Annotated in this window: 12 protein-coding genes, 1 tRNA gene and 1 pseudogene; 8 read left to right on the forward strand and 6 right to left on the reverse strand. The window is 66.0% G+C overall.

Going from position 1 to position 15,357, the window contains the following annotated elements; genetic code table 11:
* Nucleotides 1–47 precede the first annotated feature (47 nt).
* A pseudogene (locus WA640_RS07535) lies at nucleotides 48–521 on the forward strand (SRPBCC family protein); the annotation flags it as partial.
* On the opposite strand, the gene WA640_RS07540 reads toward WA640_RS07535, so the two are convergent.
* Genes WA640_RS07540 through WA640_RS07550 form a run of 3 tightly spaced genes read right to left on the reverse strand, consistent with a single transcriptional unit; the run spans nucleotide 518 to nucleotide 2,951 of the window.
* A complete protein-coding gene (locus tag WA640_RS07540) occupies nucleotides 518–1,162 on the reverse strand; it encodes a response regulator transcription factor (RefSeq protein ID WP_335986940.1) in 645 nt (214 codons plus the stop codon). The pseudogene WA640_RS07535 and the gene WA640_RS07540 sit on opposite strands and share 4 nt — an antisense overlap.
* On the reverse strand, nucleotides 1,159–2,280 hold the full coding sequence (locus tag WA640_RS07545; protein WP_335986941.1) for a sensor histidine kinase: 1,122 nt from the start codon (nucleotides 2,278–2,280) through the stop codon (nucleotides 1,159–1,161). The genes WA640_RS07540 and WA640_RS07545 overlap by 4 nt, the downstream gene beginning before the upstream one ends.
* Nucleotides 2,277–2,951, reverse strand: a complete 675-nt coding sequence (locus tag WA640_RS07550) for a DUF2306 domain-containing protein (protein ID WP_335986942.1) — start codon at nucleotides 2,949–2,951, stop codon at nucleotides 2,277–2,279. The genes WA640_RS07545 and WA640_RS07550 overlap by 4 nt, the downstream gene beginning before the upstream one ends.
* Before the next feature lie 147 nt (nucleotides 2,952–3,098).
* Between WA640_RS07550 and WA640_RS07555 the strand changes: the two genes are divergently transcribed.
* On the forward strand, nucleotides 3,099–3,884 hold the full coding sequence (locus WA640_RS07555) for a hypothetical protein (protein WP_335986944.1): 786 nt from the start codon (nucleotides 3,099–3,101) through the stop codon (nucleotides 3,882–3,884).
* A 39-nt stretch (nucleotides 3,885–3,923) separates the two neighbouring features.
* Here WA640_RS07555 and WA640_RS07560 read toward each other — a convergent pair whose 3' ends face one another.
* Entirely contained in the window at nucleotides 3,924–5,000 is a 1,077-nt protein-coding gene (locus WA640_RS07560; RefSeq protein WP_335986945.1) for a hypothetical protein, read from the reverse strand.
* Nucleotides 5,001–5,177: 177 nt separating this feature from the next.
* Between WA640_RS07560 and WA640_RS07565 the strand changes: the two genes are divergently transcribed.
* Together WA640_RS07565 and WA640_RS07570 are read left to right on the forward strand one after the other, a co-directional pair.
* Nucleotides 5,178–5,681 (forward strand): hypothetical protein, encoded by a 504-nt coding sequence (locus WA640_RS07565; RefSeq protein ID WP_335986946.1) that lies wholly within the window; start codon nucleotides 5,178–5,180, stop codon nucleotides 5,679–5,681.
* Between the two features lie 101 nt (nucleotides 5,682–5,782).
* A tRNA-Pro gene (locus tag WA640_RS07570) sits at nucleotides 5,783–5,856 on the forward strand.
* Between the two features lie 278 nt (nucleotides 5,857–6,134).
* Here WA640_RS07570 and WA640_RS07575 read toward each other — a convergent pair.
* On the reverse strand, nucleotides 6,135–6,491 hold the full coding sequence (locus WA640_RS07575) for a histone-like nucleoid-structuring protein Lsr2 (protein WP_335986947.1): 357 nt from the start codon (nucleotides 6,489–6,491) through the stop codon (nucleotides 6,135–6,137).
* Between the two features lie 191 nt (nucleotides 6,492–6,682).
* Here WA640_RS07575 and WA640_RS07580 point away from each other — a divergent pair, with 191 nt between their 5' ends.
* Entirely contained in the window at nucleotides 6,683–7,354 is a 672-nt protein-coding gene (locus WA640_RS07580; RefSeq protein ID WP_335986948.1) for a hypothetical protein, read from the forward strand.
* Nucleotides 7,351–7,845, forward strand: a complete 495-nt coding sequence (locus tag WA640_RS07585; protein ID WP_335986950.1) for a DUF5956 family protein — start codon at nucleotides 7,351–7,353, stop codon at nucleotides 7,843–7,845. The genes WA640_RS07580 and WA640_RS07585 overlap by 4 nt, the downstream gene beginning before the upstream one ends.
* Nucleotides 7,846–8,153: 308 nt before the next feature.
* Here the strand turns inward: WA640_RS07585 and WA640_RS07590 are convergent, their stop codons facing one another.
* Entirely contained in the window at nucleotides 8,154–11,810 is a 3,657-nt protein-coding gene (locus tag WA640_RS07590) for a YobI family P-loop NTPase (protein WP_335986951.1), read from the reverse strand.
* A gap of 246 nt (nucleotides 11,811–12,056) precedes the next feature.
* On the opposite strand from WA640_RS07590, the gene WA640_RS07595 reads away from it, so the two are divergent.
* Together WA640_RS07595 and WA640_RS07600 are read left to right on the forward strand one after the other, a co-directional pair.
* Nucleotides 12,057–12,212, forward strand: coding sequence for a hypothetical protein (locus WA640_RS07595; protein ID WP_335986952.1), 156 nt, complete (start codon nucleotides 12,057–12,059; stop codon nucleotides 12,210–12,212).
* Between the two features lie 68 nt (nucleotides 12,213–12,280).
* Nucleotides 12,281–15,355: a hypothetical protein gene (locus WA640_RS07600; RefSeq protein ID WP_335986953.1), complete on the forward strand. Its 3,075-nt coding sequence runs from the start codon at nucleotides 12,281–12,283 to the stop codon at nucleotides 15,353–15,355.
* Nucleotides 15,356–15,357: the final 2 nt, after the last annotated feature.

Raw genomic sequence — 15,357 nt, forward strand, 5'->3', positions numbered from 1 at the left:
CCGCGCGCCGCCGGTACGCTGCTGCGGTCGACCGCGCTGGAGGGGCAATGAGCAGCAACGACTTCGTCTACGTCACGCACGTCAGGACCACGCCGGAACGGCTGTGGCAGGCCCTGACCGAACCCGAGTTCACGACCCGGTACTGGGGCGTCGCATTTGACACCGACTGGACGCCCGGCTCGCCGATGGCGTGGGCCGAGGGCGGCGCGACCACCGCGGCGCCGGGCCAGGAGGTCCTCGAATACGACCCGCCGCGGCGCCTGTCGTACACGTGGCACACCTTCACGCCCGAATGGGCCGCGCGCGCCGGCGTCGCCGAGGACGTGCTCGCCAAGCTCGCCGCCGAGCCGCGCTCGAAGGTCCGCTTCGAGCTCGAACCCGCCGGTGACGCCGTCAAGCTCACGGTCGTCCACGACGGCTTCCCCGACGGGAGCACCGCCCGCGACATGGTCTCGGAGGGCTGGCCCGCGCTCCTGTCGAGCCTGAAGTCGCTCCTGGAGACCGGCGAGCCGCTGTCTTAGGGGACGCGGCCCGTCTCGTAGGCCCACATCGCCGCCTCGACCCGGTTGCGCACGCCGAGCTTCGCGAGGACGCCCGCGATGTGGGTCTTCACCGTCCCGAGCGAGAGGTAGAGCCGCTCGCCGATCTCGGTGTTCGTCAGGCCCGTCGCGAGCAGCGCGAGGACCTCCTCCTCCCGCGCCGTGAGCGGCGGGCTCGGCTGCCGCACCTGCTTCGCGGGGCGCGAGAACTCGCCGAGGAGCCGGGCGGTGACCTGCGGGGAGATGAGCGCGTCGCCGTTCGCGGCGGCGCGCACGGCCTCGCCGATGAGCTGCGGGCCCGACTCCTTGAGCAGGAACCCCTTGGCGCCCGCGCGGAGCGCGCCGTGCACGTACTCGTCGAGGTCGAACGTGGTGATGACGACGACCGCGATCGGCTCGGCGATCCGTGCCCCGGCGAGCAGCGAGGTCGCTTCGATCCCGTTGAGCCCTGGCATCCTGATGTCGAGGAGCGCCACGTCGGGGCGCAGCGCCTGCGCGAGCCGCACCGCCTCGACGCCGTCGGCGGCCTCGCCGACCACGTCCACATCGGGCAGCGACTGGAGCAGGAGCCGCAGGCCGGTGCGCACGGGCTCCTGGTCGTCGGCGACGAGCACCCGGATCATGCCGCACCCCGCAGCGGGACCGACGCGCGCAGCGTCCAGCCGCCGTCCGGGCCCGGCCCGGCGCTCGTCTCGCCGCCGAGCAGCGCCGCGCGCTCCGCCATCCCTTGCAGCCCATGGCCTTCGCCCGAGGCCGGGCGCGGCGGCGCGCCGTCGTCGGCGACGGTGACCCGCGCCGCCGCATCGTCCACTTCGACCACTACCTCGATCCCCTTCGCTCCCCGGGAGTGCCTGCGCGCGTTGGTGACGCCCTCCTGCGCGATCCGGAACAGCGTCGAGGCGACGATGCTCGGGATCGCCACGGGCGCGTCGATCCGCACGTCCACCGGCGGCGGCCCCGGGTCGGCGAGGCGCGCCAGCTCCTCCAGGCCCGGCGTCGGCGCGAGGCCCGCGGGGGCGCGGAGCGTGCGCACGAGCGAGCGCATGTCCGCGAGCACCGCCTGCGCCTCGGATTCGATGACCCGCAGCGACTCCGCGACCTGCGCCGGGTCCGCGGACGCGACCTGCGCGCGGATGACGATCGCCGAGACGTGGTGCGCGACCGTGTCGTGCAGGTCCCGCGCGAGCGCCTCCCGCTCCCGCGAGCGCACCGAGTCCGCCTGTCGGGCGCGGGACTCGACGCGCTCGCGCCGCAGCGCCCCGATGAGGCAGGCGCCGCCCATGAACGCGACCGCGGCGATGAGGTCGGCCACCGGGTCGCTCCCGAGGAGGCTCGTGAACACGAACCCGGCCGTCACGACCGCGGCGCCGACGACCCGGTCCCGTCCTGCGCCCCAGCGGAACACGGCGTACGGCACGGTGAGGAACGCGAACGTCGCCACCAGCGCGTTCGGCTCGATCCCCGCGATGCGGTGCGCGAGCGCGAAGGCCGACGTGGACGCCGTCATGACCGCGACGCTCGCCAGCGGCGCGGACCGGCGCCACAGCAGCACCGGGAGGATCGCGATCGTCACCAGCGCGGTCGCGAGCGGCCATTCGAGGTCGGGCCGCACCGCGCCCTCGAACACGGACACGAGGGCCACGCCCGCGATCAGGATCGCGTCCCGGGCCCTGGGGCCTTCGCCTCCGACCGCCCGGGGCCGCGCCCACGCGCCGATCGCGATGCGCCGCAGCCGGTTCATGCCGGGACCGCTTCGAGTCGCAGCGCCCGGCGGCGCCGGGCGACGACCCATTCCGCGACGAGCGCGTTGATGATCCACCCGGCGTCCATCTGCACGAGCCGCATGAGCGCGTCCGGGTCTCCGAAGATGATGAGCGCCGGGCCCGAGGTGAGGACCTGCGTGCCGGCGCCCATGCCGAGCGCGTACGCGCGGATCATCCACGAGCCGTGCGCGACGTAGTCGCGGCGTGCGATGGCGGCGATCCCCAGGCCGATGAAGGCGAGCATGAGGGTGCCGACCACGTAGCGCGAGAACGCGACCGGGCCGGTGTCGGTGGGCGGCACGTCGTAGAACGCGGTCATCCACAGCCCTGTGGACGCGACGATGATCCCGGCCGGCACGAGGAGGTACCGCCCGGCGAAGCGGTGCCAGCCGTTGCGCCTGCGGCGCAGGCACGGCAGGAACTGGAACGCGCCGATGATGGCGTACACGAGCGCGCCGAGGATGTGCATGACGACCGGCAGCGGCATCTGCATGAACCGGGCGTTCGCGTCGGTCTCCGGTGCGCCCGAGGCGATCTCGCCGATGCGGAACGCCCCGGCGATCGAGGGGACGAGCGCGAGGAGGATGAGCCCGGCGGCGATCATCCACTCGCGACGGTGGTGGGCTTGGAGGGGCGGGGTGGTGTCCATACGGCAATCCTCGCCGCGGCCGCGGCCCGGCCGCTTCAGCCATGTGGCCGGTTCTCCCCGGGAGGTACTTGTTAGGCAAACCTAAATTCATGTAGGCTCAGCTAACTTCACGGCACTGACCTCACGGTCCCGACGGAAGGAGGCGCCATGCGCCCATCGGCTGCGGAGACGGCCCGCACCCTGGCCCGCGGACGGCTGCCCGGCCTCGTGCGCTTCGATGACGGCCACCTCGGCGGCCTCCCCGTCGCAGGTATCCGCCACGCCGCCGACCGCCTCGGGCGCCCGCTGCTCCTCGCCCCCGCGGGGGAAGAACTCGCCACCCGCCTCGCCCGCTCCGACGGCCCGGTCCGCCTGTCGCTCACCGTCGACGACGTGCCGCCCCGACTCGGCGCCCCCAGCCTCGGCCGCGTCCGCATCGTCGGCACGCTGCACCAGGTGCCCGCCCGCGAGACCCGTTCGGCCGTCCTCGAATACGCGGCGTCGAGCGCCGACGCCGACCTCTTCGACGTCGGCTCCGACACCGGCGACCGCGTCGCGATCCACCGCCTCGAACCGTCGCGCATCACCCTCAACCGCGGCGGCGCCACCGAGATCCTCGACCCCGTCGCGTACGCCGCCGCCGAGCCCGATCCGCTCCACGAATGCGAGCAGGACCTCCTCCACGACCTCGCCGACCACCACCTGCCCCAGCTGGAGGACTACCTGCGCCGCCTCCTCGACGACCCCGCGGCCTTCGCGCACTGCTCGCCGCAGGCCATGCGGCTCGACCGCTACGGCATCGTCCTCGACCTCAATCCGGACCCCGACTCCGCCGAGCGGCGCCGCTGGATGCGCCTGGAGTTCGCCCGCCCCGTCGCCGGGCAGCACGACCTCGCCCACCTGCTCCACCCGATCCTGTGCGCCCGCCGCCGCTGCGGCGACGGGGACGACTGAGGGCCGGGCCCGCCGCGGCGGACCCGGCCCCTTCCTCCGCTAGTCGCACTCCCAGAGCACGGCCTTCAGGATGTGGTTCCCGGCCTCGTCCTCACCGGCGAACACCTGGCCCGCCAGCCGGTCGCCGTCCTCGCTCACCTCGGAGACCATGTCCCCGAACCAGTTCTGGGCCGGATCGACCAGGCCCGGCAGGAACGTGAGGTCGCTGTCCGCGTCCACGACCGCGGCCTCCGGGTCCCTCGCGCCGCCCGTGAGCCCGTCGCCGTTGATCGCGGGCGCGTAGTTGAGCTTCAGCACTTCGACGGTGCCGTCCTCCAGGTTCCAGCGGACCGCGTTCTCCTCCTCGCTCGTGAGCAGGTATCCGACGACCCAATCGCCCGCGATGTCGTTGGTGGAGAACGCCATCACCGCGGCGGGGTCGACCCAGTCGGGCAGCGCCAGCTCTTCGCCGGTCCCGTCGGCGTGCCACACGTACGGCGCGTGGGTCCCGTCGTCGTAGTTGACGCCCCCGGCGATGTTGCCCTCGTCGTCGATGGCGTTGGCGCTGCCGCTGCTCGCGCCCTCCGGGAGCGGGAGCGCCTCGGGCTTGACCTTGCCTTCGCGCCAGACCACCGGCACGATCACGTCCTGGCCGTTCATGCCGACGATGTCGCCGTCGTCGTTGATGTCGTTCGCGGCACCGCCGTCGTTCGCGGCCAGCTCGGAGAGCACGCCGTCCTCGTAGACGTAGGGCCGGATGCCGCCGTCGACCCAGGCCGATCCGACCGCGACCCCGTCCTCGTTCACGCCGCTGAGCGACTGGTCCTCGCCGGGCATCGGGACCTCGGTGACCTCGCCGTCCTCGTACAGGTACGGGTAGCGCTCGTAGGTCTCCAGCCCGGCCGGGTAGGCCCGGTAGGCGACCACGGACCCGTCGCCGCTCATGCCCGTGACGATGCTGAAGTACTTGTCCTCCGGCATCGGCAGCTCCTGGAGCACGCACGCGTCCTCCTCCGGCACGGCGACCGCCGCCTGCCCCGGCATGACCGCGGCCGCCGCGGCGGCCGCCGTCAGCGCACCGCCCGCCGCCAGCACGCGGCGGATGCGGGTTCCCAACGGCTCGTTCGTGTTCGGCACGATGTCGTCCTTTCGTGGGGATGCCGGGGCGCCTCGCCCCGGCCGCACCAATTACGCGTGCCCGACTCGCGTGCGTTGCCGCGATCCCGGCGAAATCCGCGTGACCCTCCGACCACGTGCTTGCCCCGCCGGTGCATCCTGTGACGGACCGTTCCGACCTACTTTCGGGAGCCGACCATGGGCGACGACTCCAAACGTCCCCACCCCGCAATCGTCGCGCTGCTCCTCGCTGTGTCCGTCCTCATGCTCGCCATGTTCCCGCTTGCGCTGTACGCCAACACCATGGCCTTGATCGACGGCTACAAGGCGTCCCACGGCACCGCCGGAACCCCCGGCACCGCCACCGTGGAGTCGGCCGTCGACACGAGCGACGAACAGGTCTGCCGAGGCACCTTCACCCCCGGTGACGGCGGCCCCGCCACCGACGCCCGCATCGAAGTCGAGGGCCGCTGCGAGGAGGGCCAGCGAGTGGAAGCCCGCTTCATGCCCGGCCGCTCCACGCTCTTCACCGGCTACTCCGAACCCCGCGCCTGGGCCGCGGGCGCCGGCGACTGGGGCGCCTTCATCCCCCTCGTCGTCCTCTTCGGCCTGCTCAGCCTCCCCCTCGTCCTCCTCGTCTGGATGATCGTCGCCAAGCTGACAAAACGCCTCCTCAACGGCCCCGCCGCCCCCACCATCTGACCTCCCGCCCCAGCTCAACCCCCACCACCCCACCCCGAACACCGACCAGCGCCCCCGCGCCGAAGTGCTGTACCCTTGCGAAGGCCGCGCAGCGGCCAAACCGGGACGTGGCGCAGCTTGGTAGCGCACTCGCTTTGGGAGCGAGGGGTCGCAGGTTCAAATCCTGTCGTCCCGACTCAAAAAACCCAGGTCATTCGCGGTGCCCTCGACTGAGAAAAACGGCGCTCTCGGCTCCCGTTGCTCATTCGTTGCTCTAGATCAACCAGGATCCACCGGCACGCTGCTGTTGGAAAGCCTCATTCAATGTGACCTCGGTCGCAGTCAAGTTGGATTCGTTGAGTCCTTCTGGGCCGCAATGCTTCTGCTTGTCGACTTCGTTCCAACGGGCTGAATCCTGGTCCGCCCACGTGAAAACAGCCCCGGCGAGCTGCCGAGGCCGGTCCTTGCTGCAGGTCAGTTGTGGGCGGCGTTGTACTCGTCGATGATCGCCTGAGGGATGCGTCCACGGGGCGCGACGGTCTTGCCGGCGCTTTCGGCCCACTCCCGGATCGCCTTGTTCTGGTCGCGATCAGCTGAGGCGCGCCGTGGTTCGGACGCCTGCCGGACGGGCCCTCGCGCGGCACCGAGACTGTAGCGGCCGAGTCGGGTGCCGGCCTCCTGGAACTCCTCCAACGCATCCCGCAGTTCTTTGGCGTGCGCATCGGAGAGGTCGATCTCGTACGCCTGGCCATCGAGTGCGAAATTGACGGTCTCGTCAGCCTTGCCGCCGTCGATGTCATCGATCAGGACGACCTGCGTCTTCCTCGCCATGCGTGCTCCCTATTGAATGTGCGACATTGCGATATTTCCGCATGTTAACTCACGGGCAGGAAGGTGTGTCAATGGCTGTCGGCGACACGACACCGCGAAACCCTTCCAGTTCCGATTTTCGAGCCGGGCGCGGCGTCTATGGTCAAGACCCTTGTACCTGCCGAAAGGTGTGAGCATTGAGGACTCTTAGGTTGCTGCCGCTCCTCATCGTGAGTGCGCTCGCGTGCGTGCTTGCCGCACCGGTACCGGCGGTCGCGAACGCCAGTCCCGCCACCGGAGGCGAATCGCTGCAATCGTGCATCGACCGGGCCCTGCGTGAACACCGAGCGAACTGGGTGTGCACCGGCCCCAGTTCAGGCGTTCCCGATCGGGACGAGGACGACACCTGGTGCGTCGGCAACGTCTGCCACCGCGTCAAGTCCGCCTACCTCGCCTCTTCCCGTGCCGATGCCGCCTACGGGAACCAGGACGGCGTCATCGGCACCTTCTCGGTCAACGTCAACACCAACCTCAACGGCCGCCAAGCGAAATGGACGATCAACCTGGCCTGGAGCACCGGCCCCGCCATCGCCTACGTCGGATTGAACCTAACCTGCCGCGAGGACAAGAACAATCTGCCCGACTCCATATGCGGCTCCAGCTCCTTCAAACCCGCCATTGGGCCAGCCGCGGTCTCCTGGAAGAGCCGCACCATCAACGGCGAGCGCCTAAACAACTCGAACCCCTACTATGCCGAGCTCTCCGGCCAGTTCGACGCCGGTGGCTCCCGGTACGGCATGGACACCCTCCGGACCCTCACCTTCAACTGCTACGGCGACGACAACTGCTACTTCCCCGACCGGGCACAGGAGCACACCCAATGAGCACACCCGAACACGACGCCCCCGTCATCACCAAGCTCCCGGAAGCCGACGCACGAGGATTCGTACGCATTGAAGGCAGGGAGTACCTGGAACTGACTGAGAATGGCTGGGGCGCACTCATCGCCGCAGCCGCCGACTCCGAACGCGTCCGCCGCACACCGCTGCATCCCGGCGACTACCGGGTGCACACCATTCAGGAGCGCGACGGCGCAACCGAAACCTCGCAAGAGCCCCGCACTCACGAGGACCAGCGCGACATCGACGATGCGATCGACGAGCACCTGGCTGAAGCCGGCTTGGAACCGCGCCCGCGCGGCTACCGCTGGTTCCTTCAAACCCCACCCGGCACCGACGATGCGACGGCGTTCTGGCGCCACCTCAACCGCACCTTCGCAGACCTCGCCAGCAGCGCCCCTGACCCAGCAGAGGCATTCCAGGCACTCCAAGCCATCATCCGCAGTCTGTACGGGGGAGAGGACGGAGCTACCTGACAGAAGCGGTCAAGCACTCAAGGCGATCCGGGAGAGCCACGCTCATAATCTGGAGGTCGGTGGTTCAAATCCGACTCCTGCTACCACGAAATACCAGGTGAAACCCGGTTTCCTCGAAAGAGGGAGTCGGGTTTTCCATACCTGTTGCTCGTTCGTTGCTCGGATAAACCATGATTCCCCGGCACCCACAAAAACGCTAGACGTTGATTCAGTGTTTCAGGTCACTATTGTGGCTTGTGTCGTGGCAGGCTTTTCAAAAGTCCCCAACCTCGCTGCTGAGTTGTTACGCCTGCCAGGCAAAGACGGGTTCATGAGCGGCGCATGTTGACCTTGAGCACCGAACCATTGGGGTCAACGGTGCTCACGGGTCCGAGCGCCTGCAAGCGGTGCGCAAGTTCTATTACGGCGTGTGTGAGTGGCAGCTTGAGGCGTCGCCCGTTGGCGGAGGTCATCTGGTCGTATTCGCCTTCAAGGGCGGCGAGGATCGGCTTGAGGTCCGATAGCGAGCACTGATCCAGTTGAGGTTCGAGCAAGGGAAGGACCAGGGGTGCGGAGCCGGAAGCGACGGCAATGCGGTGGATCTCCTTGAGTGGGAGGAGGATGTTGTGCTTTCGCGCGTAGCGGGCAGCGGCTTCAAGTGCGTCGCGTCGATTCGTGGGAGTGAACGAGCGTAGCTCCGTGATGATGTCAGCTTTGATACTCCCAGCAACTTGCTTGCTTTCCAGCAGCATAGGGAGGTCGGTCTCGGGAATCTCGTTTGGAGAGCAGTAGTGCGCAAATGCGCTGGAGGTGGTGATCGCGAATTCCCTAGTCGCCCAGTCGGTGTCGCGCGTCAGAGCGAAGGTCGCGGCGTCGTCCTCGATGATGCGGCGTTTGATGAGCAAGCCGATGAGTCTTCCGGGTTCTGGTTCGATCTGGTCGGGTACGAGGCGGTGTTGGAGGCTGAGGCTGACGACGAGGCGGACCCTCACCAGGGGATCGGGGATCGCTGACCGAGCGGCGAGGATTAGATACGCGAGCGCGGCTCGTTCCTCCTCGGGTTCGCCGTCTGTGCTGATCTGCTTCTCCGCGGTCAGGAGGCTACCGAGTCCGGCATCGATTCCACCGATGGACTCCACATAGGCGGTGATGTTGGCGAAGGTGGCGGGGAAGCGATGTGCGGCTGCCAGGAATGGCCAGGCGGACTCGGGGAATGCCGTCACAAAGTGGTTTTGACAGCCGGGTGCGGAACGTTCGATGACAGTGGCCAGGTGGGGTGACTTGCGCTCGGCGAGGTCTTCGAGCACGGTGATGTAGGAAGGCGTGCTACTGAGTGCGAGACGGTATTCGTCCTGGTCGAGGACGTTGTTGAGGTAGGCCTCGAGGTGGTCGAGCACGTGCACGTAGACGTACCGGTTGCTGACATGAATTTCGTCGAGCGTCAGGTGCTGTGGCTTCCAGAGCGCTGTGATCAGGTTCTGCCGGGTGACGGGGAAACGTTGGAGGGTGACGACGATCTTTCGTGCTGGTTCTGACAGCGGCGCGAGCGAGGGGAAGGAAGCGTCGACGTTGCTGATGAACTCAGCGAGCGCTTCGCTGGACTCGGCGGTGAGGTCGTGGGTGGTCAGGGTTGTGAACTCGGGATAGTGCTGTTCCAGGTACTCGCGGACTGCGGTGTCGGTGCGGTAGTGGATCTCGGAGGCGAGCGATCCCAGGGCGGTATCGAAGTACGCCTGTCGGGTCGGTTCGTCGGCGTTGAGGTCGGTGACGAGGAACGAGAAGATGTTGGTCCAGGTTGCCGTGAGTTCGCGTATCAGTTCGGTTTGGTGTTTGCCGCCGGCAAGGTAGGCGGTGAGGAAACGGTGCCGTGCCTCGCCGGAGTCGAGCAACCAGGTGACGAACTTGCCGATGAGGGGGTGTTCGTTGGCAAGGAGGTAGTCCCAGACGGCGATGTTGAGCATTGCGAGGTTCGCGATGCTGCTGCCGCGTTCGCGAAGTACGGCCTCGACATCGTCGGGGTCCAGGTCGAACTGCTCGTCCATCACGTTCGGGTCGACGTGGTGCATGATGAAGTTCGCGGCCTTGGGACCGACGCGTTCGGTCTGGTAGGTCGCGGTGTAGAGGGTGAAGTCGCGGTTGAGATACCCGTGCTGCATGAGTTCGACGGCGAGTTCGGACTGCAGGAGAACTTTGGCGATGTCCAGGAAGGTCATCTGGTCGCTGTTGTAGGTGATGGTGAGGTCGGTCATTGCCGCGAGTTCACGCATGTCAGCATGGAGTAGGTGGTCACGGCTTTGCTTGATGTCGATGAGGCGCACCGTCAATGCTTCGCGAGCATCATTGTCCCAGTCGGTTAGGGCGACGGGGCCATCGAGAACTTCCGAAGCGTCCTCGGGTGCGACCTGGAGTTGGGTACCGCGATTCGTTATTGCTATCAGCGGATTGGTCCCGGTGAGAAACCGATCCCAGAACTGGGGGGAACGAAGCTTGTCCTCGTTGACAACCGCGCCTTCGAACTGATAGTTGCTAATCGTTCCCAGGAGTCGGCGAGCGGTGCGACTCAGGTCAGCGATGAGCCTGTCGCCGAGGTTGGTTGCCCTCTCAGTTGCGGCGTCGAGACGCTGGAGCTGCTGGCGGACGGCAGTCGCCTCTGAGTCGAGTCGGGCTATGTGTTTGCGTACCAGGTCTCGTCCGATGCGGTAGAGCTGATCGAGCAGGCTGGTGCCGAACCGGATCGCTTCGAAGTCGGACAGGTGTGTGTTCTTGTACAGGACCATCGCGAAGAGCTGATCGTCCTGGAGGTCGAGTCCGCTGCCGTCGGTGCCGATGAGTTTCGCGCGGAACACGGCGAACTCGTTGCGGAGGTTCTTGAGCAGTCGCATCTCGGCGACGTGACGCGCGGTGCGGTCGAACAGCTCCAGGGAGACCTTATGGTCGAGGTCTTTCATGATGCGGAACATGTGGTCGCGCGTGTTTCGGTGGGTGATGAACGGGACCATGGGAATAACGAGGTCGAAGAACTTGGTGCGGTTGGCGCGGGCAACTTCTCCGGCGGCGGCGTCGCCCCGGTCTGCGGCCACGCTGGGCTCAGATTGATCGGCACCAATGTTCGGGGCGAAGCCGAGCTGGTCGAAGATACTGTCCTTGATCGCGTAGATGAAGCGGATCGTGCGGCCACCTAGTTGTTTGGCGCCGTTGAGCGTCGTGTTGAGTGCCCGGAGCGTCTCGAAGATGTGGGGGTCCTCGAACCGGTCGAGGTCTTCGAAGATGACCAGGTCGAGCTTGGTGACCTCGAAGAAATACACGATTTCGTCGAGGTACTCGTCGAAGTAGGTCGAGGTCGGAGTGGAGAGCGAGATAATCGTCGATCCGGCACCGATCTGATCGATGTGGATCTGGTTGTGAAAAAGCAGCCGGAGTCCGAGGATGAAGCTGACCGAGCTCAGCGCGACGAAGAGATGGTCCCATCGGCCCAGATCTGGTTGCGCAAAGGCAAAGAGTTTGTCCGTCCAGCCGGCGAGGGCGAACAGGAGGAAAAGCGGCAGGCCGAGGGCGAGGGCGATTCCGACCTCGCGCCAGGGTCGGAGGCCGCTGATTCGTCGGTACCGTGACCCGGGCAGCCGCACGGGATCCTCGCGGTAAAGCAGCTGCTTGACGATCTCCTTCTGGATTAGGTTGGTGATTGTGTCGGCTGGCGATGGCTCGACGCCTGGAGCGGGATGGGCCTTGGCGATGCCGAGGGAGGCGAAGGAAATCTGGATGGCCTTCTTGCCCTTGTAGTCCGCGGCAACCTGGTCGAGGACACTGCTCTTGCCGGTCCCGTAGCTGCCGGTCAGGGCGATGTTTCGGACCGCTTTTTCCTGGAGCTTGACGGTGATGGCATCGGTGTAAAGCCCGTGATCGGCCTCGGAAAATGCCGGCGTGAGCGTCAGAAGCGACAGCGTCGCACCCTGTTCCGTGTTCGAGCCATTGCTGTGGCGGCTCATGAGCGAACTCCTTCGGCCAGTCCGGAATCGGGCGACCGGTGCGGCCTGGCCGATTCAGTGCCACATCTTAACGCCGCACGGGCTCTGTTGTGGATCTGCATCACTGAAAGGAGTGCTGCCGTCAGAAGGCCGGCGCCTGCCCTGCCGCACCTCGCCACCCCTGCTCCACCGGAGCCGACCTCATCGGCCCATCCGCCTCGGACAAACGCGGTCATCGAGCATCATTGGGTCTTCGCCGACGACGGCGTGGTCTTCCTCCACGCCTCCCTCGCCGATGTCCTCCGCACCCTGACCCTGGAGATCGAGCTCACCGAACGGCTCCAGTACCAGCGGATCGCCGACGGCACCACTCTGCGCGAGCAGCTCGACGCGCGAACTGTGCTTGTCGGAGCATTGCGTTAGCGTGGTGCTTAACCTTAACCGGTAGCCGCCGATTAGCGGCTCCTCCCGCACCTCTTGAGGACGATCCCGTGGCGAACCCAGAACAACTCGCTCAGTTCATTCGTTTCAGATTGCACGATCTGGGCAGTCAGAACGCTCATCATGAGTTCGAGCATCTGTGTCGGTATGTGACTAAGGCGCGCTTCGTCAGCAATGTCATCCCGGCAACAGGGCCGGTCTCAGCGAAGGGCGATCAGGGCAGGGACTTTGAGACTTTCAGGACCTATCTGAAAGACGAGCTTCCGTTCTCCGTCGGGTTCCTCGCGTTGGCAACTGAAGATACCGTTGCATGTGCCTGCACCCTCCGATCAAAGGATCTTCGCACCAAGATCAAGAGCGATGTGGAATCGATCTGCTCCCAGGGCACCCCGGTCGACCAGGTCTACTTCTTCACCTCTGAGGGGCTTGCCTCCGGCATTCGCCATGAGGTTCAGGACGAGGTTCGTGCCGAGCACGGAGTTGAACTGGAGATCGTGGACGGTGCAGCCCTGTCTGAGTTGCTCGCGGACCCCGAGCTTTACTGGATCGCAGAGGAATACCTCCACCTGCCTGCGGAACTGCAGCCTCCTCCTCCGGAGCCCGATCCGTCGCTGCCTGGGTGGTATGTGAAATTGCGAGGCGATTGGCAAGCCCGGACCGAGCCGCCGAGCGCATTTGGCGACCTTCTCGAACTCTCCCGTTGTCTGCGATACGCCACCTTCCACGATGATGCCAGTCGCGATCTCGCTGGCTGGATGCAACTGACTGAGCGGATTCTTAACAGTCACCCTGACCTTGAGATGCGTCAGCGTGTCCGATACGAACTGGCCGTCGCTCATCTTCGCGGCACCGGCACTCTGGTTCCGGCCGAGCAGCACGTTCTCGACTTCTTCGCGGAGCTGAACTCGGTGAACAGCCCGACGTTGCTTTCGGATGCGAGTCGATTGCTGCAATACTGCAGCGCCTCCTCGGTCAGTGGTACTTCCAACTTGACGTGGCCCCAAGTCGCTGCCTGGATCGACCAGACGCGCGAGCGCACCCGGATCTGTTTGGAGGCGAGCCCGCATCACCATGCTCGATCTATCCTGCTTGAAGTCACCGTGACGCTGGCACTGCAGATCGACAACACCCTGATTGCTGAGCATCCGCTTCCCCCAGGGGAGCAGATTGAGATTCCGGTCGGAGAATTCGATTACGGAGACCTTCCCCCAGTCCATCCGCAAATGCCACTCCTCGACCTCGATGGCGGCATGGCTGCACTGGTCGAACTCGTCGACGCGCTGCCCGACGCACGGATGCTCCCGATCGAAGCCCTCACCGAGCGCTTCAGCCTCCTGACACCGATCCTCGTCGGTCACGCCCAGTACTCCAAGGTCCGGGACGGTCTTGACGCTGTCCTGGCAGCTCAAGGCGCTCACGATAAGGTCGCGCACCAGTGTCTGCAACGTGCAATGCAGCTAGCTCGGACCGGTCAGCTCTTGCATGCGCTCCGTGAATTGCACGAAGCCAAGATCAACTGGTGGCACGGTGACACCCTGCACGAATCCCTCCATGCCATGAACATCATCGCCGACATCTACGGCCACCTCCACATGCCCCTGGCCGCAAAGAAGTACGCCCTCGCTGTCGCGGCCATCGCCATGCAGTCGACCGACGACCACGATCGCTACTACGTTCCTCGCGCCCTCTTCCAAGCCGCCAGCTACGACCACCAGGCCGGCGCCTGGATCACCTCGGCCGAGACCACTGCCGTCGCACTCCTCGCACAATTGCAGTACACCGCAGATCCGATCAACTTCGGCCGCTTCCCCTACCTCAAATACGCGATCACTCAACAGCAAGTCACCTTCATTGCCGCGCAACAGCACCGGCCCGCACTAGTAGATCCGCTCCGACAGATCCTTGACGTCGCCGGATTCGGCCAGCATCTTTACGAGAGCATTACCGAATCCAACGAAACCACCTCCTGGGACGAGCAACAGTGGATCGAGTCCACCGACGACATGACCGCAGCCCCGTTTGCTGATGCCGACCGTCAATGGCAGACCCGATTCTCCGCCCTCGGACTGCGATGGCGAGTTGTGTCCGACAACCACCGCACCTCTGTCCTCGCTGCAGAAGAGTTCACCGCGTCAATGCAAGTACTTCTCGTCGAGCTCGCCTCACTCGACCCGCTCTTCCTTCCTGCTGATCTCGAGATCGAGGTCCGAACACCATCCCGCTCGGGGGCCGGCACTTTCGACTTCGACGCCCAAAGCAGCCAGGAACACCCCGACCGCTGGATCGTCGACGCACCAACAGGGCCAGTCGACGTCGACCGGTGGCCACGGCAACTGCTGAAAGTCGCGGTGAAAATCCTGATCGCGCACTCCATGCTGCCCGCGCGCGAGTTCCTCGGGCTCCTGAACCAGGCATTCGCATCTGGCCTCGCCCACAAACTCGAATTTGGACGCCCATACCGCGAACTCGCCGACCTCAATGGAGCCGACTACCGCAGTCCCGCCGCCGCCGTTCACGTACCCCCGCTCGGTGACCCTGACGACTTCCCTGATCGGTGCGCCCCACACCTCAAATCACCCACCACACCAGGGCCCGGCTACTCAACCGAAACAGCCTTGGCGGAGGTTCGGGCCCGATATGAGAACCTGCCTCCAGTCTTGCGGCACAGCCTGCCGCGGCTCCTGGCCGATCCCAGCGCATTCGCTGTCTTCTCCGAGCTCAGAACCGACGGCTGGAAGGACTGGCATCTGCTCAATGCCCTTGCCAACCTCGTGATAAACGCGAGAATCACGGCGCGCCACGGCACTCACACTGCCGAGGCCATCGAGAGCTACCAGCGACACCTCCGTGAAGAACAACACCGGCCTGAAGCGCCCGACGATCCTTCTATCGAACCCAGCGACGTCACGCGGGTCTCGCTCGAATTCGCCCTGGGAATGTCGGCAACCGCCACCGCGCTCGGATGGGGTCTGCAGTTCAACCGGAACCCCATCGACTCCGCATCGGTGTTGACCATCCTCGGCAACCGGTACGGATATTGGATTGACGATCTCCCGCACGGGGACTTCTTCGGCTGGAGCACCCAACACAATCCAGCCGAGCCCCGACCGCGAGACGACCGATGACT

This window comes from Glycomyces sp. MUSA5-2, from assembly GCF_037034145.1.
GTDB lineage: Bacteria > Actinomycetota > Actinomycetes > Mycobacteriales > Micromonosporaceae > Glycomyces > Glycomyces artemisiae.